Source organism: Candidatus Poriferisocius sp. (genome assembly GCF_965204015.1).
GTDB lineage: Bacteria > Actinomycetota > Acidimicrobiia > Acidimicrobiales > Bin134 > Poriferisocius.
Genome location: NZ_OZ241965.1, coordinates 1518988 through 1541831, shown reverse-complemented (window position 1 = coordinate 1541831; position 22844 = coordinate 1518988). Strand labels below are relative to the sequence as shown.

16 protein-coding genes and 1 pseudogene are annotated in these 22844 nt (G+C 67.2%); 15 read left to right on the top strand and 2 right to left on the bottom strand.

Going from position 1 to position 22844, the window contains the following annotated elements; translation table 11 throughout:
* The first annotated feature begins 144 nt into the window (after positions 1 to 144).
* From ACOGJC_RS06735 to hemL, 4 genes are all read left to right on the top strand, one after another.
* The gene (locus ACOGJC_RS06735; RefSeq protein WP_419847741.1) at positions 145 to 2352 is read left to right on the top strand and encodes an RCC1 domain-containing protein; all 2208 of its coding nucleotides are present in this window, start codon (positions 145 to 147) and stop codon (positions 2350 to 2352) included.
* A 74-nt stretch (positions 2353 to 2426) separates the two neighbouring features.
* Positions 2427 to 2639: a hypothetical protein gene (locus ACOGJC_RS06730; RefSeq protein ID WP_419847740.1), complete on the top strand. Its 213-nt coding sequence runs from the start codon at positions 2427 to 2429 to the stop codon at positions 2637 to 2639.
* Between the two features lie 103 nt (positions 2640 to 2742).
* Complete coding sequence (locus tag ACOGJC_RS06725) at positions 2743 to 9597, top strand: leucine-rich repeat domain-containing protein (protein ID WP_419847739.1); 6855 nt, start codon at positions 2743 to 2745, stop codon at positions 9595 to 9597.
* 687 nt (positions 9598 to 10284) lie between these two features.
* On the top strand, positions 10285 to 11538 hold the full coding sequence (gene hemL / locus ACOGJC_RS06720) for a glutamate-1-semialdehyde 2,1-aminomutase (RefSeq protein WP_419847738.1): 1254 nt from the start codon (positions 10285 to 10287) through the stop codon (positions 11536 to 11538).
* A 70-nt stretch (positions 11539 to 11608) separates the two neighbouring features.
* Here the strand turns inward: hemL and ACOGJC_RS06715 are convergent, their stop codons facing one another.
* Positions 11609 to 12826 (bottom strand): geranylgeranyl reductase family protein, encoded by a 1218-nt coding sequence (locus tag ACOGJC_RS06715; RefSeq protein WP_419847737.1) that lies wholly within the window; start codon positions 12824 to 12826, stop codon positions 11609 to 11611.
* 23 nt (positions 12827 to 12849) lie between these two features.
* Positions 12850 to 13650 carry a hypothetical protein gene (locus ACOGJC_RS06710; protein WP_419847736.1) on the bottom strand — a complete coding sequence of 267 codons (801 nt, stop codon included), beginning with the start codon at positions 13648 to 13650 and terminating at the stop codon, positions 12850 to 12852.
* Positions 13651 to 13851: 201 nt separating this feature from the next.
* Here ACOGJC_RS06710 and ACOGJC_RS06705 point away from each other — a divergent pair, with 201 nt between their 5' ends.
* From ACOGJC_RS06705 to ACOGJC_RS06655, 11 genes and pseudogenes are all read left to right on the top strand, one after another.
* The gene (locus tag ACOGJC_RS06705) at positions 13852 to 14436 is read left to right on the top strand and encodes a hypothetical protein (protein WP_419847735.1); all 585 of its coding nucleotides are present in this window, start codon (positions 13852 to 13854) and stop codon (positions 14434 to 14436) included.
* On the top strand, positions 14436 to 14852 hold the full coding sequence (locus ACOGJC_RS06700) for an NADH-quinone oxidoreductase subunit I (protein ID WP_419847734.1): 417 nt from the start codon (positions 14436 to 14438) through the stop codon (positions 14850 to 14852). Before ACOGJC_RS06705 ends, ACOGJC_RS06700 begins: the two co-directional genes overlap by 1 nt.
* A gap of 97 nt (positions 14853 to 14949) precedes the next feature.
* On the top strand, positions 14950 to 15678 hold the full coding sequence (gene extP / locus ACOGJC_RS06695; protein ID WP_419848207.1) for a selenite/tellurite reduction operon b-type cytochrome ExtP: 729 nt from the start codon (positions 14950 to 14952) through the stop codon (positions 15676 to 15678).
* Between the two features lie 42 nt (positions 15679 to 15720).
* A complete protein-coding gene (locus tag ACOGJC_RS06690; protein ID WP_419847733.1) occupies positions 15721 to 16518 on the top strand; it encodes a menaquinol-cytochrome c reductase cytochrome b subunit in 798 nt (265 codons plus the stop codon).
* 9 nt (positions 16519 to 16527) lie between these two features.
* Complete coding sequence (locus tag ACOGJC_RS06685) at positions 16528 to 17391, top strand: ubiquinol-cytochrome c reductase iron-sulfur subunit (RefSeq protein ID WP_419847732.1); 864 nt, start codon at positions 16528 to 16530, stop codon at positions 17389 to 17391.
* The gene (locus tag ACOGJC_RS06680) at positions 17391 to 18722 is read left to right on the top strand and encodes a c-type cytochrome (RefSeq protein ID WP_419847731.1); all 1332 of its coding nucleotides are present in this window, start codon (positions 17391 to 17393) and stop codon (positions 18720 to 18722) included. The genes ACOGJC_RS06685 and ACOGJC_RS06680 overlap by 1 nt, the downstream gene beginning before the upstream one ends.
* A complete protein-coding gene (locus tag ACOGJC_RS06675) occupies positions 18719 to 19927 on the top strand; it encodes a hypothetical protein (protein ID WP_419847730.1) in 1209 nt (402 codons plus the stop codon). The genes ACOGJC_RS06680 and ACOGJC_RS06675 overlap by 4 nt, the downstream gene beginning before the upstream one ends.
* A 20-nt stretch (positions 19928 to 19947) precedes the next feature.
* Entirely contained in the window at positions 19948 to 20415 is a 468-nt protein-coding gene (locus tag ACOGJC_RS06670) for an NADH-quinone oxidoreductase subunit A (RefSeq protein WP_419847729.1), read from the top strand.
* A gap of 44 nt (positions 20416 to 20459) precedes the next feature.
* Positions 20460 to 20948 (top strand): annotated as a pseudogene (locus ACOGJC_RS06665) (NADH-quinone oxidoreductase subunit B); the annotation flags it as partial.
* Between the two features lie 118 nt (positions 20949 to 21066).
* Positions 21067 to 21501 (top strand): NADH-quinone oxidoreductase subunit C, encoded by a 435-nt coding sequence (locus tag ACOGJC_RS06660; protein WP_419847728.1) that lies wholly within the window; start codon positions 21067 to 21069, stop codon positions 21499 to 21501.
* Positions 21502 to 21553: 52 nt separating this feature from the next.
* Entirely contained in the window at positions 21554 to 22843 is a 1290-nt protein-coding gene (locus ACOGJC_RS06655; RefSeq protein WP_419847727.1) for an NADH-quinone oxidoreductase subunit D, read from the top strand.
* Position 22844 lies beyond the last annotated feature (1 nt).

Below are 22844 nucleotides of genomic sequence, written 5' to 3'. Positions count from 1 at the left end.
CCGTGCTGGCCGCCCCAGCCCAAGCCGCACCACAAATGCACCTCCCAGGGACCACCAGGCCACCAACCGGGTGCTGTGGGAATGGGGGTTTGGCGGCTGGTTAGGATCGAGAAGTGATGGTCGCGGTGTGTTTGGTTAGTGGGTATGATGTGGTTGCGTTCGGGTAGGCGCCGGGTTTGGCTGGTCGCGGTGGTGGTGTTGGCGGTGGTTGCCGGTGGTTGCGCGGGCGGCGGAGGGTCTTCGGGCGGGCCGGTAGGGCCTGAGCCGGTGGAGCCTGGTGGCGGTGTTGGGGCGACGGTGGGGCCTGAGCCGGTGGTGTCGGAGTTTGTCAAGTGGTATCCGGGTTTGGGGCGTTTGGATGCGCCGGGCGGGGTGTTTGTCGATATTGCGGTGAGCACGTTGGCGAGTTGCGGGGTCCGCGTTGGCGGGGAGTTGGTGTGCTGGGGCGAGGAGTCGGCGGAGTCGGCGTGGTGGTGGAGGGTGGTGAGGGGCGCGCCGGTGCAGTGGGAGTTCTCCCAGGTGGAGCTGTGGAGCAGCGAGGGCGACGACGACTACGGTGTGCGCCCCAACGACTGGCCTTGGTATACCGGCTATATCGGGGGGGAGCATGCGTGCGGTTTGCGCTTCGATGGGGTTGTGGTGTGCTGGGGCCAGGAGTTTTTGGGGTTGGGCGATGCGGTGGCGGTCGCGGTGGACGATGGCGGTTATCCGCTGGTGTGGGAGTTGCGCTCTAGCCCCGATCAGCCTGGGGAGGGGTTCGTGGACATCGCCGCGGGCCCGGCAGGGGTGTGCGGTTTGCGGGGGGACGGGTCGGTGGCGTGTTGGGGTGGGCGGCGTTGGGCTGATGTGGGGGTGCCGGGCGGGTTGTCTGGTTTGGTGGTGGGGGACGGCCAGGTGTGCGGGGTGCGCTCTGGGGCGGGGTTCGGGTGCTGGGCCCGGCTTGTGTCGGGGGAGGGTTCGGATTTGCTCGGCGGTGTGGGGGCTTGGCAGCTCGAGGGCAGTTTTGTGGATGTGGCCGCTCCGGGCGGGCTCGGGTGCGGGCTGCGTCCCGGCGGAGAGGCAGTGTGCACAAGTTTGCGCCATTCCCAAGCGGGGTGGGTTGAACAGCCTCTGGGGGAATTGTTCTCTCAGCTGACTGTGGGCGCAGGCCGGACCAACCAGGCGTGCGGGATTCGCGGCGATGGGGATGAGGGCGGGGAGGTGGTGTGCTGGGGCGACAATTTCCGGGGCAAGGCCGATCCGCCTGCGGGCGAGTTCGTGCAAGTGGCTGCTGGGTCTGACAACACTTGCGGGGTCCGCGTCGACGGGGAGGTGGTGTGCTGGGGAGACCGGTCGCCGGCGCCGTTCCTCGGGGACCTGTTCACCCAGGTGGCGGTGGGCAACAGGTTTGTGTGCGGGCTGCGCCTTGACGGCGCAGTGGCCTGCCGGGGCTCCAGATGGGGGCACGTCTTGGCGCCCGACGCGGACCCGGATGGGGCGGTCGGGGCAGGCCCGTCTGATCCGGCCTCGGGTGCGGGCCTCGTCGAGGTTTCGGCGTATGGGGACATGGTGTGCGGGCTCGGGGCCGACGGCGTCGCGGTGTGCTGGTTCCCCCAGTGGGATCGGGGTCCGGTGGAGGTGCCCGGCGGCAGGTATGTGTCAGTGTCGGTGTCGAGTCTGTATGGCGACGGCGTGGTGTGCGGGCTTGGGGCCGATGGCGCTGTCGGCTGCTGGCGTTATGTCGCCGATGTGCCCGGGTGGGTCGGTGGCGTACAAGATCAAGAAGCTGCTCCGGGCTGGCGTTATGTCGCCGATGTGCCCGGGTGGGTTGGGATGGCCGTCCCGGCGGCGGGGTTCGCGGCCCTCGACGCCCGGGGCCCGTGCGGCATCGTGGCAAAAACCGGGGAGGTCGCGTGCTGGGAGCACGCCGTTTCGCCCCAGCAGCCTGCCGACGCCGGGCCGCTGGCCGCGGCGTCGGTCGGCGGCAGCCACGGCTGCGGCGTCGGATCTGCCGACGGGTCGCTGATGTGCTGGCACACCTACACACAACAGCCCCTCGATCTGGGCGAGGGGTTCGACGGAGAGTTCTCAGACGTGGCGGTGGGCCCCAACGGATCGGGGTGCGCGATCCGCGCCGACCACACCCTGGGATGCTGGGGGGACTTCGCCGCGCTTAACAACGCCCCCTCGACCGGGCCGATCGCGCCGCCCGGCGGAGAGTTTACCCAAGTCGCCGTGGCCCGCCACCACGCCTGCGCGATCCGCGCCGGAGGCGACGCGGTGTGCTGGGGCCACGACCACGACGGGGAATACGGGCACACCCGCTATATCGGGTGGTATGAAGACGATTGGATGCCTACCCCCTTGGAGTGAGCGGCCCCGGTTTCGCGCGGCCCGGCCCGCGATTTGACGGCGGCAGGTTGGAGTGGCCAGCATCTGCGCCGGCTATGAGCGTGTTGTGTCGAAGAGGTGTCGGGCTGTTTGGGCGGCGCAAGCGGGCGGCTGCTCGTTTTGTTCTCGCGGTCGCGGTGTTGTCGGCGGGTGTGGTGGTGCCGGTGTCGGCGCAGGCTCCGCCCGGCGAGGGCCCGCAGTCATCCCCCCCCCCCCGCATCCGCGGTATTTCCGGCGTCTTCGGCGCTCTCGGCACTCTCGGCGTTTGAGTCCGGGGCGGCGGGTCCGGCCAGCGCTGCTGGTGTAGACGGCGGCGCTGTTGGTTCGGCGCCGGTTCTGGGCGGGGGTTTTTCGGCGGGCGGCGAGTGGGCGGTGCCCGGCGCGGTGTGGCTGGAGTGGGACGACGCGGCGGGCGCGTCCGGCTATGAGGTGATGTGGCGCAGCCCCGGCGGGTGGGCGCTGTTGTCAGAGCGCGAGCCTGCGGGCGGCGTGGCTGCGGAGTTCGACGGGCCCTCGGCGGTGGTGGCCGGGCTGCCGCAGGATCTGGGGTCGTATTGGTTCGCGGTGCGGGCCCGCAACCCCTGGGGTTTGTCTGAGTGGTCGGCGAGCTTCGAGGTCGCCGTACCCGACTTCGCAGCCGAACCCGAAGCCGTCGAGCCGGTGTTCGACCCGTTCACCGCCCCGACGCGCTCTGACATCGACCTCGAGCGCCTCGGTCAGGCCGCCGCCACGATCACGCCGGGCCGGGCCGACTGCGCCGCCGCCCCCGCCCTAGATGCAGCCGGCATCACCATCGTCGCCCCGCCCGCCGACCTCGGCGATCCGGATGCGGAGCTGACGGTGGCCGAGGTTGTCCGCATCGCCGGCGGCTGCCTGCTCGTCGAGTACGCCGACCTCGCCGGAAGAACCATCGGTCAGGTGCGCGACCTGCTCGCTTCAGACCCCACCGTTTTCGCCGTGTCCGAGCCCGCCCACGGCTACACCCCCGACCACGACAAAGACGGCAACGACGACGACACCGCCCACTACGACGACACAACCGACAACCACAAGCCAGACCCAAGCAACGGCGCCTGCTGCGGGCAATGGCACCTCACTCCCGACATCACTGGGGAGTTCGAATTGGACAATCAGGGGGACCTGTTCGTGGCAAAGGACGGTTTGTGGCAGGGGTGGCTGCCGGGCAATCCGGTGACGGTGGCGGTGTTGGATACCGGGGTGGACGTGACACATCCGGATCTGCGGAATCAGCTCGCTTCGTACTGGGCGGGCGGCTGCCACGGCGAAGACCCCCACGGCCATGGCACCCATGTGGCGGGGATCGTGGCCGCGCAGGCCGACAACGGTGCCCATGTCGCGGGCGTGGCCCCCGACGCGCGGATCCTGCCGGTCAGCGTCAAGTTGAAGGGGAACACCTGCAAGGCCAGCCCGGGGCCGCTGTCGCCGCCCGCCGCGGTGGCCGAGGCGGTGAACCGGGGGGCGCGGGTCATCAACATGTCGTTCGCGGGCACCGCCCGCCACAACACGGAAGGTCTCGACGCCGGCGGCATAGACATAGACCTCGAGGACGAGGAGGCGGATGCCTACGAGACGGTGCTTCGCACCGCGTCGATGCTCGGCGCAGTCGCCGTCGCGTCGGCGGGCAACTGCGGCGGCTCGAACTGGAAAGCCAATGATTGCCCAGTGCGCAACGCCGAGCAGCTGCCGGCTGCTTTCTCCAAGGTGCTGGTCGATGCGGTGGGCGCAGAGCCGGTGTATCGCGACGGCCCGGTGATCGCGGTGGCCAACGTCGCCCACAGCGGCTCCCGGTCGGCGTCGAGCACCGCCAACAAGCTTGTGGACATCGCCGCACCCGGCGGGAATATCCTGTCGACGGTGCTGCTGGCGGCGTGCGAGGCCGAAGACACCAACGGCGACGGCGCCGACGACCAGTGGAAGCCGCTGGAGTGCGGCCTCAACAACCCGCCCGCCGAGTGCGCGTCTGGGACGGCTTTGAGGCGACAAACCGATCATATGCCCCAAGACTGCGGGCACCGGGTCGGGTTCAAGGGAGGCACGTCTATGGCGGCGCCGTTCGTGTCGGGGGTGGTGGCCCACATGCTGAACCGCCACCCCGAGGCGACTCCGGGCCAGGTGCGGGCCGCTTTGGAGCGGTCGGCTGACGATGAGGGCAGCCCGGGCCGCGACGACGAGTTCGGCCACGGGATCGTGAATCCGCTGGGGGCGGTGGACGAACTGGGCAAGATTCTGGGCGCTCAGCGGGTTCCGGGGCAGCTGGGCGGGTTCACGTCGGTTGCGGCGGGGGGTGCGTTCTCGTGCGGGCTGTTCGCCAATGGGGCGGTTCGGTGCTGGGGCGACGGGGACCTGGTCGCAGCGGTGCCCGTGGGCCAGGCGTTCTCGCAGATCTCTGCGCCGGTGGGCCCGCTCGGCTTCGGGTGCGGTTTGCGGCCGCTCGGGCCCGGCGACGAGCGGGGCACGGTGCTGTGCTGGTCGGGAGTGGACTCGCGGGTGTCGAGGTTCGCGCCGCAGGGGGCGTTCACCGAAGTGGCGGCCGGGCAGTCGCACACCTGCGGGCTGCGCCCTGGGGGCGAGGCGGTGTGCTGGCACAACCGGACGGGGGTGCGCATGGCCGGCGTCCCCGAGGGCCGGTTCACTGGCATCTCGGGGGGCTGGGACCATTGGTGCGGCCTGCGGGCAAACGCGACCGCGGTGTGCTGGGACGAAAACACCCCCGAAAACACCCCCGTCAAGGCGAAAGCGCCCGGAGGCGACTTCAGCGATGTGAGCGCGGGCGGGTCGCACACTTGCGCGGTGACGGCTGACGACGGGAACGTCGCGTGCTGGGGTGCGGCAGCTGTGGTTGCTGGTGCGCCGTCTGCCGACGGCGAGCCGGGGTTCTACGAGGTCAGCGCCGGCTATAGCCATGCCTGCGCGCTCGAGCAGGTGAACTCGTCGGGGATATCGACCCTCGCTTTCGGTGGCGAGGTCCGCTGCTGGGGCGACAACGCCCATGGCCAGACCGACGCTCCCCCGGGCCGGTTCGTGCAGGTGTCCGCGGGCTGGCGGCACACCTGCGGCCTGCGGAACACCGGACGGGTGGTGTGCTGGGGCGACCACAGCGCCGGACAGGGGTCGACCGCGGATTTGGAGGAGATTTCCTTGGCCGATCCGGCGGGGACGGATCTGCTGTCGGCACTGTTCGATGCCGGCACCTTGGCCTACGTCGTCGAGGCGCCTCGGGGCACTGCCACGCTGGGGTGGACCGCGGCAGCCACTGATGTGGTGGCGGTGTCGCTGCCCGATTCGGACCCTGTTGCATCGGGCCACCAGGTCCGCCTGCCGTCTGACAGGGTGATCAAGGTCACCGTCAAGTCGCTGTGGGGCTACGGCGAAGAGAGCGTCTACAGCATCCAAACCGTCGAGTCGCCCCGCCTGGAGTCGCTGCGGCTCTACGGGCCGGACTGTCTTGTGACCGATCCCTGCACCGAGCTGGAACTGGACCCCGAGTTCGACCCCGAGACCGGCGACTACAAAACAACCGCCCCGGCCCACTGGAACCAGATCACCGTGTCGCCCACCGCGACCGGCGGCGCCGCGTCCACCTCGCCCCCCGACGCCGACCCCGACACCCTCGGACACCAGATCGCCCTCAGCTCTGATGGGGGGTTCGTGTCGGTCGATGCCGGTGGTTTGAACTCGTGTGGGATCAAGACCGGCGGCGAGGTGGCTTGTTGGGGCCGGTACTCGTCTGTCCGGAATCGAACCCCTTCTGGGTCGTTCGCCCAGGTGTCGGCTGGCTGGGGCCATGCCTGCGCGGTGAGGAGCGACGGGGCTGCGGTGTGCTGGGGCTCCAACCCCCATGGCCAGGCCGACGCGCCGGCCGGCAAGTTCACCGCGGTGTCGGCGGGCACCTCTCACTCCTGCGGCGTCAAGGCCGACCAGAGCGCGGTGTGCTGGGGCGAAAACGACCGCGGCAAAGCCGACGCGCCAGCCGGCAGGTTCACCGCAGTGTCCGCAGGCCGTAACCACACCTGCGCCGTCAAAACTGACCAGACAGCGGTGTGCTGGGGCGACAACAGCCGCGGCCAGGCCGACGCGCCGTCGGGGTCGTTCACCGCGGTGTCGGCGGGCACCTCTCACTCCTGCGGGATCAAGGCCGACCAGAGCGCGGTGTGCTGGGGGCTCCGCGATTCGAGGAGCTCTGCCCCGTCGGGCCAGTTCGCCGCGGTGTCGGCGGGCACTTGGCACTCCTGCGGGGTCAAGGCCGACCAGAGCGCGGTGTGCTGGGGCGGCAACTACGCCGGCGAGGCTGTCTCGCCGACGGGGCCGTTCACCTCGGTGTCGGCCGGTTCCGGCTTTTCGTGCGGGGTGAGATCTGGCGGTGCGGCGGTGTGCTGGGGAGCTGATGCTTGGGGGCAGCAGGACGCGCCGTCGGGGCTGTTCGCTTCGATAGCAGCTGGGAATAACCATTCGTGCGGAATCCGGGCCGGCGGCAGCGCGGCGTGCTGGGGAGGCAACGACGACGGCCAGTCGAACGCCCCGGCAGGCCAGTTCACCGCAGTGTCCGCTAGCGGGCACCACTCGTGCGCCATCAAGACCGACCAGAGCGCGGTGTGCTGGGGCTCCAACTCCAACGGCCAGTCGAACGCCCCGGCAGGCAGATTCACCGCAGTGTCCGCCGGCTGGTTGCACTCCTGCGCCATCAAGACCGACCACACCGCGGTGTGCTGGGGCAGGAACCACAACGGTGAAACCGCCGCGCCGACCGGCCAGTTCACCGCAGTGTCCGCCGGCAGTTCGCACTCGTGCGCCATCAAGGCCGACCGGAGCGCAGCGTGCTGGGGCTCCAACTCCAACGGCCAGTCGAACGCCCCGGCTGGCCAGTTCACCGCAGTGTCCGCCGGCAGTTCGCACTCGTGCGCCATCAAGGCCGGCGACTCCGGCGTCGTGTGCTGGGGCGACAACAACTCTCGCCAGTCGGACGCCCCGGCAGGCGAATTCACCGCAGTGTCCGCCGGCGATTACCACTCCTGCGCCATCGAAGCCGGCGACTCCGGCGTGGTGTGCTGGGGCTCCAACCGCTACGGCCAGTCGGACGCCCCGGCAGGCAGGTTCACCGCTGTGTCCGCCAACGAACACCACACGTGCGCCATCACCACCGGTCAGGCCGCGGTGTGCTGGGGGGCCCGCTCTCCCGAGTTGGAGCCCGCGGGGCCGCACACCGTTTGGGTCTGGGTCCGCCGAGAGATCCCCGCGGGGATCTCCGGTTCGCGCATCGGGGCCGCCGCGGCCCGCTACGTGGTGACCGTCGCCCGGCCGCAGCCGCCGCGTCCCCAAACCAGCGGCACCGGCGCAGGGCCCGGCGGTGTCGGCGGGCAGGCCGGGGGCTCCGAAGCCGACTCTGAACAACAACAGCGCTTCGAGGAAGAGCGGCGGCGCCTGTTGGAGGAGGAGCGGCTCCTGCTCGAGGAACAGGAAGAGCCCCGCCCCCGCGGCCATATTCCCCCGGCCCGGGCCTACCCGCTGCCCGACACCGCTGTCGGGCCGCCCCCAGCCGGCGCGCAGCAGGGCGGTGCGCCGGGCGCGGTGGCGGGGCCCGGCGGCGGGGGGTTCGCCTGCCCTGAGGCGACCGGCGGCTCAGGGGCGGTGGCGGTCGGCGACGCGGCGCTGCGGGCGGGGATCGAGCGGGCTCTGGGCAAGGCGGCCGGCGACGCCGTGACCGCAGCGGAGCTGGGCGCGCTCGGCGAGCTCGTGGTGCCTGTCGGCGGGGGGCGGGTGTCGGATCTGTCGGGGCTCGAGCACGCCTCGGGCCTGCGGGTGCTGGACCTGTATGGCCATGACGTGGCCGACCTGGGCCCGCTGTCGTGTCTGCGGGGCTTGGTATCGCTGGAACTGGGCGGCAACCGCGTCTCCGACGTGTCGCCGTTGCGGGGCCTGGCCGGTTTGACGTCTTTGGGGCTGGGCGGCAACAACATCGCCGATGTGTCGGCGCTGTCGGGTCTGGTGGGGTTGCGGTCTTTGCGGCTGCACGCCAACGAGGTCTCCGATGTCTCGGCGCTGTCGGGTCTGGTGGGTCTGGCCGGTTTGGACGTGTCGTTCAACGAGGTCTCCGATGTCTCGCCTTTGCGGGGCCTGGCCGGTTTGACGTCGCTGGGTCTGGGCGGCAACGGCGTCTCGGATGTGTCGGCGCTGGGCGGCCTCACAGCGCTGGGGGCGCTGTATTTGTTCGACAACGACATCGCCGACACCTCCCCCCTGTCGGGCCTGTCGGGCCTTCGCGTGCTGTGGGCCGACGGCAACCAGATCTCCGCCGCGAACACGCTGGGCGGCTTGTCGGGGTTGGGCTATCTGGACGTGCGCTACAACCTCATCGCCGATCTGTCGCCCCTCGACGCGCTCGGCGGGACCGTGCATGCCCGCCCCCAGAGCCTCGTGCCTTCGCTGATCGCGGACGCGTCGCTTCTCGCCGCGGTGCAGAACGCGCTGGGCCTGCGCCCCGACCAGCAGCCCACCGCCGAACAACTCGCCGGGCTACGAACCCTCAAACGAGCCGCCCGCCGAAACGACCCCAACCCGATCCGCAGCCTCGACGGCCTCCAACACGCCACCGCCCTTCGAACCCTCGAGCTGCCCGGCAACCACATCACAGACCTCGCCCCCATCTCAGCGCTCGCCGAGCTGCGCGAGCTCGACCTCCAATCCAACCGCATCCAAAGCCTCGCCCCCCTTGCGGGCCTTCGCCGCCTCGAGCACCTCAACTTGATCCTCAACGACCTCGCCGACATCGCCGACCTCCCCCAACTGCCCCAACTCAAAACCCTGTTCATCGACATCAACCGCATCCAAAGCCTCGAACCGCTCCGCAACCGCACCCAACTCCAACGCCTCAGCGCCTCCTCCAACCAAATCTCAAACCTCGAACCCATCGCCGGCCTCACAAACCTCAAACGCCTCACCCTGTCCCACAACCACATCGCAAACATCCAACACCTCTCAGGGCTCACACAAATCTCTATACTCCGCCTCACCCAAAACCAAATCGCAGACATCTCCCCCCTCGCCCCGCTCACACAGATCACCGACCTCCGCCTCGCCCACAACAACATCACCGACATCTCCCCCCTCGCCCAACTCCCCCGCCTCTGGTTCCTCGACATCACCCACAACAACATCGCAGACACCACACCCCTCAACAACCACCCCACCCTCAAATTCCTCTACACCTAAACCCGCAGGCTTCTCCCAGACGGGGCTCCCCCGAGCAAAAATCGTGGCCCGCCTCAAAAAGCGACTAGACCAAGCCGCATAAGGCAACCGGCATCTTGGGCCATGCCCATCCGGCGGTGACCGAGAGGGATCGTCAGGTGTTGCTTTGAACTTCTCGGGGTTTAGGCGGATCGGATGAAGCTAGGAGATGTTGGACATAGACGACGAGACCGCCGTGAGCACGGGCACACCCAAACCGACCTCCGCACAAGTTGACTTGAAAAATGTGATCGGCGACTTAGACTAAGAGCGAACCACCTAGTTCTCTGTCGAGGGGCTAGGCCCAGCAGGAACCCGCTTCGGCGGGTTTCTGCGCGTCAGACCCTCCATTCTTTGGGCCTGTGGATACTTTCCAACGTGGTGTCCCCGCAACAGACGGCTAGCCAGTTCTCGGTAGTCAAGCCACTTCAGATCTGGGTTGCCTTTGAGTGCCCCGTAATAGAAATTGAAGCCATCGACGTAGACGATGGTCTGGGGCTGGGGCCTTTGAGACACAGCATGCCAGTCTAGGTGATTCGCCGACCGCGAAGAACAGAACATGGATGTCGTCCTTTGGGGCGGCAGCATCGGTTGGGATGGCGTATCTGGCTTGTGGCTTCTTCATTCTCGCTCTAATCGGTGGGGAGTCGGATAGTTAGGATCGCAGTCATGGTCACGAACCGGGGTTTGTTTGAGAGGGCGCGGCGGGTGATTCCTGGTGGGGTGAACTCTCCGGTGCGCTCGTTTCGGTCGGTGGGGGGGACTCCGTATTTTGTGGCTCGGGCCGAGGGGCCTTACGTGTGGGACGTGGAGGGGCGCCGCTACATCGATTATGTGCAGAGTTACGGCCCCGGCATCTTGGGCCATGCCCATCGGGCGGTGACCGAGGCGGTGGCCAAGGCGGCGGCCGACGGCACCAGCTACGGGGCGCCCACCGAACGTGAAGTGCTGCTGGCCGAGTTGCTGTGCGACCGGGTGCCGGGCATGGCCTGGACCCGGCTCACCTCCAGCGGCACCGAGGCGGCCATGGCCGCTATCCGCCTGGCTCGGGGGGCTACCGGCCGCCACAAGATCATCAAGTTCGCCGGCTGCTACCACGGCCACAGCGACGCCCTGCTGGCCGCAGGGGGCAGCGGGGTGGCCAACCAGGGGCTGGCCGACTCGGCCGGGGTCACTCCCGGTGCGGTGGCCGACACGGTGGTGGCGCCCTACAACCAGATCCCCGCAGTGGACGACGAGGTGGCCGCGGTGGTGGTGGAGCCGGTGGCGGCCAACATGGGAGTGGTGGCCCCGGTTCCCGGCTTTCTGGAGGGGCTGCGAGCGGCCTGCGACCAGGCTGGCGCCCTGTTGGTGTTCGACGAGGTCATCACCGGCTTCCGCTTGGCCCCCGGCGGGGCCACCGAGTGGTTCGGCGTGACCCCCGACCTGTGGTGCTTCGGCAAGGTGGTGGGCGGCGGCCTGCCCATCGGGGTGTTCGGCGGGCGAGCCGATCTGATGGAGCACCTGGCTCCGCTGGGCGGCGTCTACCAGGCCGGAACCCTGTCGGGGAACCCGCTGGCCACCGCGGCCGGTTTGGCCACCCTGGAACAGCTCACCCCCGACGCCTACCGCACCCTCACCGACACCGCGACCCGCTTGGCCGACGGCATGGCCGCGTCCGCCACCGCCGCGGGGGCCGCCTGCACCATCCCCCGGGTGGGGTCGCTGCTCGGGGTGTTCTTCTGCGATGAGGCGCCAACCGATTTCGACCAGGCCAAAGCCGCGGCCGAAAACGGCGTCTACCCCCGGGTGTTCCACGCCCTCCTCGAGTCCGGCGTGGCCTTCGCCCCCGGCCCCTACGAGGCCCTGTTCCCCAGCCTGGCCCACACCGACGACCACATCGACTCCACGGTGGAGGCCTTCGCCGCTGCTGTGGAGCAGTAGGAGGACGGCCCAGTCGCAAGGGCGACGCTGTCATTCACCCCTTCGCCGCTGCTCTGGGGAAGTAGCGGGCTCAGGGCGACGCCGCCATCGAAGCCCTCGCCGCTGCCTTGTAGATGTACTCGGCGGGGCCGGGGTCGTCGGGGTCCATGAGGTTGGCCATGATCCGCAGCGCCCACTCCATGGCCGGGCGCGACTGCATCCCCACCCGGGTGAGCTCCCGCAACAGCGCGGGCTTTCCGATCAGCCGGGCGAAGAGCCGGGCCACCCGGAAATAGGCCCCGTAGTTCTCCTCCAGCAGCGCCGGGTACCGCCAGATCGCCCCGCCGTCGCCGGTGGCGATGGCCTCGGCCACCAAATCGGCGGCCATCTTCCCGGTCTCGTAGGCGTAGTCGATGCCCTCGCCGTTGAAGGGGTTCACCGAGCCGGCTGCGTCCCCCACCACCAGGTAGTTCGGCCCCACCTTCGGGCTCACCGACCCGGCCATGGGCAGGCGCCCTCCCACTGGCTCCATGAGCGGACGGTCGGGATCGATCTCCCAGTAGGCGGGCAGGGTGGCCGCGAACTCCTGCATCAAATGCGAGGTGTTCACCGAGGTGTAGTCCCGGAACGTGGACAACAGCCCCGCGCCCACGTTCACGCATCCGTCGCCCAGCGGGAAGATCCAGCCGTAGCCGGGCAGCGAGTTGCCGTTTCGGTCCCGCATGTCCAGAGCGCTCTCGATCCACGGGGTGTCGTGCAGCGGACTCTCGAAATAGGTGCGAATGGCCATGCCCTGGGGGTAGGCCCGGTCGCGGGCCGTTCCCAGCGCTCGACCGAACCGGGAGTTGGCCCCGTCGGCCACCGCCACATAGCGGGCCCGGATCTGACCGGTGCTGCCGGTGGCCTTGTCCGCCACCTCCGCGCCGTCCAACAGGCCGTTGACCAGAATCGGACGAGTGGCTTCGGTGCCGAGCAGCAGCTCAGCCCCGGCAGCCACCGCATGGTCGGCCACCATCTGGTCGAGCTCCCGCCGCCGCACCACATAGCCGTAGTCGGGGAACACCGGGTGCTGGGGCCAGGCCAACTCCATCGTTCGCCGGTGGGCCACCGCCCGCAGGCCCCCGTAGCGGTGAAAGCGGGTGAGCTCTTCGCCCAGGCCCATGTCGTTGAGCGATTTGACCGCCCGGGGGGTCAGCCCGTCGCCGCAGGTCTTGTCGCGGGGGAACTGCTTGCGCTCCACCACCACCACGTCGAGGCCGTGTCGGGCAGCCCAGTAGGCGGTGGCTGCTCCCGCAGGACCGCCGCCCACGACCAGAAGGTCGCGGCGAGGCGTCAGCTCGCTCCGATCCCGGCTTCGTCCAACAGGCCGCGCAGCGTGCTGGGGAAGGTCTGCCCGATTTCGAATTTCAGCTCCTCGGGAACGACCTCTTCGGCTTCGAACAGCTCTTCGAGGTCGTGCAGGTCGGCCTCGTCGGCGCCTCCCAGCTCAACCCGCTCGAAGTAGACCACGGCCAGAATCTCCCGGGCGTTCAGCTTTTCGCCATTGGCGGGCATGCCGTTGTCTGCACCCAGGGATGTGTCCCCGTCATCGCCATACGGCGTGCCCGGTTCGGCCGGTGAGCCGTTGATGACCCAGATCACATGGTCTTCCCAGTCGTTGAACGTGGCCATTACCTCGCCGTCCACCAGCGCGGGTCCAACCCCACCGCCGCCCGCCGCGCCGTGGCAGCCAGAGCATCCGCCGCTGCCCTCGTACACCTCGCGGCCCAAGGCGATGATCTCGCTGTCGCGCTCGGGCGACTCCAAGGTGCCGGCGAAGATGATGGCCCAGAACGGCAGGAAGATCAGCACCGGCACGGCCCAGACCGGGATCTTCTTGCGGGTCAGCGCAGCCTGAACCCAGGGCTTTACCGGCTCCAGTTGGGGCTCGGGCTCCGGATCCGGCTCCAGGTCGGGGAGCTCGGGCAATGAGGGTCCCGCCGCGGCCGCCGGGGCCTGGGCTTGGGCCACCGCAGGAGCAGCCGCGGTCTCCGATGGGGGAACCTCTGCCGCGGGCTCGTCGCCGGTGGTCGCGCCGAGGTCCTTGCGACGATCTCGCGATCGTTGCAGCAGATGCTCGGGTACTTCTACCAACGCTCCTCCGGTATTACTCCCAGCCGGCACCACAGCCAGCCCCGTGCCACATTAGGCCCGCCCAACGCTAACGGCCTAACCAGCGCGAACAGTGACTTTGGGCCGATGCGACGGGGCACGAGCAGCAGACAGTTTGATGTGTAGAAGTGCAGGGTAAGGCGAGTACTATCAATCGCGAACCGCACCCACGAGGGGAGGATCGTGGCCGCTCAGAGGCCCATAGACATCGCCGTCACCAAGTTCTACATGGCCCTGGGAGGATGCTTCGTCCTCTATCTGGCGCTGTGGGCCTTCATCGCCGTCCACCAGTACGACGAGGGATTGGGGGCGCCGTACTTCAACGTGGCCCTCACCGCCTCCCTGGTGGTCTCCGTTCTGGGCATCGTGGCCTTCTTGGAATACGCCCGCCGCCGACCGGTGGGCAAGTACCACACCTGGGGCGAGGCCATGTTCGCCGCCGCGGGTGTCTTCTTCCTTTTGTTCTGGATCTACGGCGTGGTGCCCCACCAGTGGCTGGTTTACGCCGACAGCGAGCTCGGCTGGCGAAAAGACCGGCTGATTGAGGGCTACTACGTGGGCAACCAGGGCATCATCTCCTGGGCCCTGCCGTTTGACCTTCCCTATCTGGTATTGCGCGATGTGATTGCCGTGGTGATCTACGGTTTGGCCTTGGCCGGGAACGTCGCCGGCTGGATGGTGTGGCAGAACCGGGGCAAGACCGCTCCGGTCGAGGTGGAGAAGTCTGAATATGGACGACCGATCGTGAGAGAAGGGGCGAGTGTCTGATGGCCAGCAGTGATGCCAATCCCCCCATGCCGGAGTTCCGCGACGACTACGTGCTGGTCGAGGTGGACAACGACTACCTCCAGAGCAAGGTGAAGCCCAAGCAGTTCATCCACATCGACCAGTCCGAGTGCATCATGTGCGAGGGCTGCGTGGACATCTGCCCGTGGAAGTGCATCCACATGGTGGCTCCCGATGCGGTCGACCTGGCGGTAGGCGCCGAACAACCCGGCGTCGACCCCAGCGACCACGTGATCTTCACCATCGACGAGGACGCCTGCACCCGGTGCGCTTTGTGCGTGGATCGGTGTCCCACCGGAGTGATCACCTTGGGCCGGCTGGGCGACCCCGGAGGCGATGGCGATCCGCATCAGCGAATGACCAGCTACGGCTACGGCTACGGCATGCGGTTGACCTAGAACTTAGGCCCGGAACGGATAAGAGGACTCAGGGAGAAAAGTGGCAAAGCAGCCCAGACCACCGGCAAGCGAGCGGGCCAAGCAGGCGATGAGCGGCATGATGAGCGATGTCCAGGGGTCGCAGGCCTGGTCGTCCATCTTCCGTCCGGGGTCCATTTTCCGCAAGGGATACAGCGACAGCCCCCGGAATCGCAGCTACGTGATCATGAACAGCGTGCTGTACCACCTCCACCCGGTGAAGGTGAAGCGCCATGCGGTGAAGGTCAGCTACACCCTGTGTTTGGGCGGCCTCAGCTTCTTCTTGTTCATCTTGCTCACGGTGACCGGCATCTTCTTGATGTTCTTCTACCGGCCCACCGCGGCCCAGGCCTGGGACGACATCTACATCCTCCAGACGTCGGTCGCCTTCGGGCTGCTGGTGCGCAACATGCACCGATGGGCCGCCCACCTCATGGTGATCACCGTGTTCTTGCACATGGCCCGGGTCTTCTACCACGGGGCTTACAAACCGCCCCGAGAGTTCAACTGGGTAATCGGCGTCATCCTGTTGACCCTCACCCTGCTGCTGTCGTTCACCGGTTATCTGCTCCCTTGGGACCAGTTGGCCCTGTGGGCGGTGACGGTGGGAACCAACATGATGGGCTTCACCCCGGTATTCGGCGATCAAGTGCGCTTCGTGCTGCTCGGAAGCGTGGAGATCGGCACCGACACGCTGCTGCGATGGTATGTGCTGCATGTGCTGATGCTGCCTTTTGTGATCGTCATATTCATGGCCATCCACTTCTGGCGAGTGAGAAAGGACGGAGGTATTTCCGGGCCGCTCTAGAGGCGACGTCGCAACGACGCTTCTGGCCCGATCTGAGAGCCCATGGCTGAAGTTCCCGAACACCTCCTGAAGCGAGCCCAAGAGGCCCGCGAGCGCGCCGAAGCCCAAAAGGGCGGCGGCAGTGGGGCCGCGCCCGAATCCTCGGGGGCGGAGCCGGCCGATGCTGCTGGCGCTGCCCCCGCTGAGGAATCTTCGGGCGGTCCCAAGATCCCCGATCATTTGCTGGATCGGTCCAAGTCGGCCCGCGATCAAGCCGCGGCCGGTGGCGGCACCCAAGCGGCCGCTGCGGTGGCCACCGCGCCGATGCCCGCTGGTCCGGCCCAGCCCGAGCCCACCGGTCCGGGCGGGGGAACCCAGCGGCTGCTCACCGTGGTCAAGTCGGGCTCCATCCAAGACGTCAAGGCCACCCCCACCGACAAGGTCCACGTGTGGCCCCACTTGTTGGTGGTGGAGTTCGTGGCCGCGCTGATCTTCACCGCCTTCACCCTGATCTTCTCGATCTTCGTGAACGCCCCGCTGCTGGAACTGGCCAACTTCAACGAGACGCCCAACCCGTCCAAGGCCCCTTGGTACTTCCTCGGCCTCCAAGAGCTGCTCACCATGTTCCACCCGATGGTGGCCGGGGTGACCATTCCCGGCATAGCGCTGTTCCTGCTGATCTTGGCCCCCTACGTTGACCGCAACCCCAGCAAGAAGCCCGAAGACCGCAAGTTCGCCATCTCGCTCATGACCATCCACCTGATGTTCTGGGCGATCCTGGTTCTTATCGGCTCATTCTTCCGAGGCCCCGGCTTCAACTTCGTCTTCCCCTGGGAAGTCGGCCTCTTCTTCGATCTGTAGGAACTGACTATGGGTGTCGCACTCTCCATCGCCATGCCGATCATCGTGGTTGCCGCGGTGATCGTGTTGGTGGGCGCGGCCCGACGTCGGGAGTCCATGGCGGCCGAAGGTCGCCTGACTCGGGAGACCCGCCTACGGGACCGTGGAAGGGTGGACATCGAGGATGCCTCCGATGCCCCCACCGGCCGGGAGGTGGAGCGGGCCGCGGTGCTGGCTCGCCGGAGTGCCGGAACCGAGTTGGTGGAAGCAGCCGACGCGTCGGTGGAGGAGTGGACTCCACCCGACCCCGATGCCATTGGGGTGAACCGCCGCCAATTCCTGAACCGCAGCACGGTGGCCATGATGGGCTTGGGCCTCAGCGGCTTCGGCGCCGCTTGCGTGGCGTTTCTGTGGCCGCCATTTGTGACCGGCTTCGGTGCCGATGTGAATGCCGGTTTAGTCGACGAAGTGAAGTCCAAGATTCGGGACGAGAACGGTTTTCTATATCTGCCCGAAGGCCGGGCCTGGGTGACCGAGTATCCCGCGGCGGCTCTGCCCAAGGCCCAGGCCACCTACAGCGCACCGGAGTTGACCGGCATGGAGGCGGGGCTCGTCGCCCTGTTCCAGAAGTGCCCTCACCTGGGGTGTCGGGTGCCCAGCTGTTTGACCTCGCAGTGGTTCGAATGCCCCTGCCACGGGTCTCGGTACAACCAGGTGGGCGAGAAGCGGGGCGGGCCTGCCCCTCGAGGAATGGACCGGTTCGCCATGACGGTGAACCCCAAGGGGGAGTTCATCATCCGCACCGGCACCGTCATCCAGGGGCCGCCCATCGGGGTGAACACGACCGGCCAAGAGCCTGAGGGGCCGAGCTGTCTTGGGGGGGCATCGCACTGATGCACCTGCTTGCCGCCTCAACCCAGCGCAATCTGGGCATGGCCATCGCGGTCGTCGCCATCGTGGGTTTCGCCATCTACCTGATCTACAACGTGCTGTGGGCAGGACGCGGGGAGAAGGGCTCAGAGTTGGAGCTGGCCCCCAACCGCAAGCCCTATTTGAGCGATGAGAAGTTGGAGACCTCCAAGCTGGACCTGGCCCTGGTGAGTGGCCTGGTCACCTTGGTCATCATCGGCGTGGCCCTGCCCCTGTACTGGCTGGGCGAGCCCGGACGCCAACAAGGTTACTTGGAGGACTCCCGCCGGCAGTTCACCAGCCGGGGTGCTGGTCTGTTTGAAGAGTCGTGTTCTAGTTGCCACGGCGGTGGCGGCTTGGGCGGTAACACCGACCACACCATTACTGACGACAGCGGGAATTTCATCGCTGCCATCAAGTGGGATGTTCCCGCGCTCACCACCACGCTGTACCGCTTCTCCGAAGAAGAGGTGCGCCACATTCTCAACTACGGCCGGCCGCCCACCCCCATGCAGGCGTGGGGCGCCCCCGGCGGCGGCCCCCTCACCACCCAGCAGGTGGACGAGCTCATCCAGTACATCCAGAGCATCCAGCTTGATCCCGATGAATTGCAGGGTGAGGTGCTCGACGGCCTCGTCCTTCAGGTGCGCGACGACGTGCTGACCGCCAACTCCGATTTGAGTGACCGACTGGATGAGGCCAACGAAGCGGTGGCGGATGCGGGGGCCGACGAAGCCGCCGCGGAAGCGGCCGCCCGACAAGTGGCTGTCCTGGAAGTGGAACTCCGCGAAGCCAGCGAGCAGTACCTACGTAATCTTGCATCCCCTGATCGGGGAGAGCTGCTGTTCAACAACGGGGTTTATGGCTGTGCCCGGTGTCACACCCCGCGGGATTCCTGGCAGTTCACCGGACCAGAGACAGAACCAGGTGCAGGTCCGGAGGAATTGACCAAGGGTTCTCTGGAAGAAGCCGAAATGATTGCCCAGCTTGGCAATTTGATTCCTGCCGACATACCCGGGGGCGGCGGGTTCGGACCCAACCTCACCAACGGCGCCACCCTTCGGCAGTTCGATAGCGCCGAGGGCCACGTGGGCTTCGTCATTATCGGCTCGCAAGAAGGCGTGGGCTACGGCAATTTCGGCCAGGGGGACGGTGGGGGCCAGATGCCGGCCTTCGGGGTGTGCGTGGGCGACCGGGACTCCAGTGAGCGCAGCGCTATCCATGGGTTCTGCACCCTGGAAGACGGCAGTGACCGACCGGGCATGTTGTCCGAGGACCAGATTCAAGACATCGTGGCCTACGAGCGGGGGTTGTGAGCATGGGCTCGGTTCTCTCCGCAGTGAGCGCGCTGGCCGCCATCTCGTTCGACAACGAGGTCCGCGGCCTGCTGACCGTGCTGCTGGGTTCGGCCATCCTCATGGGATCGGTGTGGCTCATCATCTCCACCAACACCGGCTTCCGCTTGGGGAGCCTGATCGCCATTTCGGCCATCTTCGGCTGGACGGCGATGATGGCGCTGTTGTGGGCCCTGTACGGAATCGGACTCCAGGGGGCCCGCCCCACCTGGGAGGTTCAGGCCATCCACATCGGCAACCCCTCGGTGTCTGACAACGAGGCCAACCCGCCTCCAGAGATTCTTGACGATCTGCCCAACCCGGTGGTCTGCGCAACCTTGGGCGACCAAGACTGTCTCCCCAAGGCCATCCAGATCGTCCGCGTGAGGGGCAACAGCACCCAGAAAGCCGAACTGGACTCCGTTGACGCCGGTGCCATCCGCACCGATCTGACCGTCTTTAACGATGACTTGGAGGAAGACGATCCCCGCAAGCTTTTGACAGCCAGTTCTGAGGAAGCTCCAGAGTGCGAGTTTGAGACGAGCCCGAACGGAACCTCGGTAAAGGAAGAGCAGTTGGAGTGTGAGGTGCAGCGCTTGGCCGAGGAGCAGCGCATCCGCAACGAGGATCTGACCCTAAGCGAGCTGAAGGGCGTCCACCCCGACCTGATCGAAGATGCTGAGAGTAAAGGGTGGCTGGAGTTGGGCGACTGGAACCTCCAGACCACCCAGGCCGCCGGTGAGGCCATTACCGCGGCCAGCGACTATCTGGCCGAAGCCGATCTGGGCTTTGGCGCTACCGACGAGCAGAGCAACACCTTCGTTGTGCTGGATGCCTACCAGCAGGGGGGCAAACCGAAGAGGCTCAACAACGGAGTATGGGAACGGGTCAGCAACAAGGTCATCACCAGCACCATGCCCCGCCATCCCACCAACTACACGGTGGTACAGGTGCAGCGGTCGGAGTACCACCCGCCAGTAGCCGGCCAGGCCCCGCCTCCGGCGGAGATCGACCCCGATGAGCCGGTCATCTCGGTGCTCTTGCGCCGTAACCTGGGCCGGTTCCGCCTGCCCGGTATTCTGGTGGCCATCGGCTCCGGCTTGTTGTTCTTGGTGTCTTTGCTGATGCTCCACACCCGTGATTTGGAAGTCCGCCGTCGCCTGGAGGGCGAGGGCGCGGCCCCATGATCGCAGCGGGGTAGACCGCGATGACCGGCCAATACCTGCCGATCTTCGCCCTCGGAGTCTTGGCCGTGCTGTTCGCCGCTCTGAGCTTTGGCGCTTCCCGACTGCTGGCCCCCCGGCGCCAGACCAAGGCCAAGCTGGCCCCCTACGAGTGCGGGGTGGAGGAGAGCACCGACGCTCCGGAGCGGTTCGGGGTCCGGTTCTTCCTCATCGCCATGATCTTCATCGTCTTCGACATCGAGATCATCTTCTTGTATCCCTGGGCGGTGTCCTACCGGGGGCTGGGCCTGTTCGGCTTGGTGGCCATGGGTATCTTCGCTCTGGCTGTGTTCGAGTCGTTCGTGTACCTCATCGGCAACGGTGCCCTCGATTGGGGGCCGTCTCGCCCGAAGTGGCGGCGTGACCCCCAAGTGTCGGCTCGCCGCACAAGCGACACCACCATCCGCCGAGTGGGCTTGGACGGACGAGGCGCCCCGGAGGAAGCGGCATGAAGCTGCCACTATTGGGTGACCCCAAGGTCGTTCTCGATCAAGGGTTGGAGGGAGTCGACCACAACTTCGTGACCGGCAAGCTCGAAGATCTGGTCAAGTGGTCCCGGGCTCGGAGCTGCTGGCCGGCCACCTTCGGCTTGGCCTGCTGCGCCATCGAGATGATGGCCACCGGCGGGGCCCATTACGACTTGGCCCGCTACGGGATGGAAGTTTTCCGGGCCTCTCCCCGCCAGGCCGACCTGATGATCGTGGCCGGCCGGGTCTCGCAAAAGATGGCCCCCATCCTGCGCCGCATCTACGACCAGATGATGGAGCCCAAGTGGGTGATCTCGATGGGAGTGTGCGCTTCGAGCGGGGGCATGTTCAACAACTACGCCATCGTGCAGGGGGTCGACCAGATTGTGCCGGTAGACGTGTACGCCCCCGGCTGCCCACCAGGCCCGGAAACCCTCATGCACGCCATCTTGACCCTTCACGACAAGATCACCAGCGGAGAGATCACCCGCCGGCGGGACGAGACCGGGGCGGGGGCCAACCTCACCGTCGACCAGCGCGACGGCCAGAGCATGCCCATGGCTATACGTCCGGTCGGGAGAACCTGATGTTCGCCACCACGATCTTGCGCAAATCAACGGGCGTGGTTATTCGTACATGAACGACTCGGTACTGCATGTGCCCCGCGACCAGTTCGTCGAGACGGTGTCCGGTTTGCGCGACGAGGGCTATGTGTCGGCCCTCGACGTGACCGCGGTGGACTACCTGGAGCACCCCGGCCGCACCGACTTGCCCCCCGAGGTGACGCCCGAGCGCTTCGAGCTGGTGGTCACGCTCATCTCCCACGCTGCGCCGGGTCGCATCAGGCTGCGGGTGCAGGTTCCGGCCGACGACCCCACCGTGCCCACCCTGTTCGATCTGTACCCGGGCACCGAGGCCTTGGAGCGGGAGGTAGCCGACATGTTCGGCATCGTCTTCGAAGGCCACCCCGACCCCTCCCGCATCCTCATGCCCCCTGATTGGGAAGGCCACCCGCTGCGGAAGGACTTCTCTGTGGGGCACATACCTGTCCAGTTCAAGGCCACCCGATGAATTCGGCGAAGACTGTGTCCATGACTCGTCCAGTGCAGTTCAAGGCGACGAGATGAGCGCCCCGGACACCACGGTGGAGGTCGCCACCGACGAGGCCGTCCGCCGCCGGGAGAACAGCGCCGTGCTTCGCATCGGCGAGGACGACGGCGAGCGCTTGGAGGCCGAAGCCGGAACCAGCGACACCAGCATGGTCATGAACATGGGGCCCCAGCACCCCAGCACCCACGGGGTGCTGCGGCTCATGCTGGAGATGGAGGGGGAGACCGTGATGCGGTCCAAGCCGGTCATCGGCTACCTCCACACCGGCATGGAGAAGACCGCCGAGACCCTCACCTACCTCCAGGGTCCCACCAACGTCACCCGGATGGACTACGCCTCCCCGCTGTTCAGCGAGCTGGCCTTCTCGATGGCCACCGAGGCGTTGCTGGGTTTGGAGCTTCCCCCTCGGGCCACCTGGATCAGGATGCTGATGTGCGAGCTGAACCGCATCAGCTCTCATCTTTTGTTCCAGGCCACCAACGGCATGGACATCGGCGCGGTGTCGATGATGCTCTACGGCTGGCGGGAGCGAGAAGAGGCCCTGCGGCTGTTGGAGACCATCACCGGACTGCGGATGAATCACAACTACATCCGGCCCGGTGGGGTGGCCGCCGATCTGCCCGACGGCTGGCGCGATGAGGTGCTCACCCTGATCGACACGCTGCCCGCCCGCCTCAACGAGTTCGACACCCTGCTTACCGGCCAGCCCATCTACCGGGAGCGGCTTCAAGGAGTGGGGGTCATCAACACCGCCGAGTGCCTGGCCTTGGGGGTGACCGGACCCATCCTGCGGTCTACCGGCTATGTCTGGGACCTGCGCCGGGATATGCCCTATTTGGCCTACGACGAGGTGGACTTCGACGTGGTGGTGGGCACCTACGGCGACTGCTTCGACCGCTATGCCATCCGGCTGAACGAAATCCGAGAGTCCATCCGCATCTTGGCCCAGATCCTCGACCAGATGCCCTCGGGCGACTACCGAGTGCAGGACAAAAAGGTCACCCCGCCGCCTCGGGCCCGCATCGACGAGTCGATGGAGGCCCTCATCCACCACTTCAAGATATTCACCGAGGGATTCAAGGTGCCCGCCGGCGAGGTGTACGCCGCGGTGGAGTCTCCCCGGGGCGAGCTGGGCTGCTACATGGTGTCGGACGGCTCGGCAGTGCCCTATCGCATGCACATCCGCGGTCCCAGCTTTGTGAACCTGCAAACCCTGCCCCATCTGATGCGGGGAGGCATGGTGGCCGACGCGGTGGCCATCATCTCATCGGTCGATCCCATCATGGGGGAGGTGGACCGCTAAC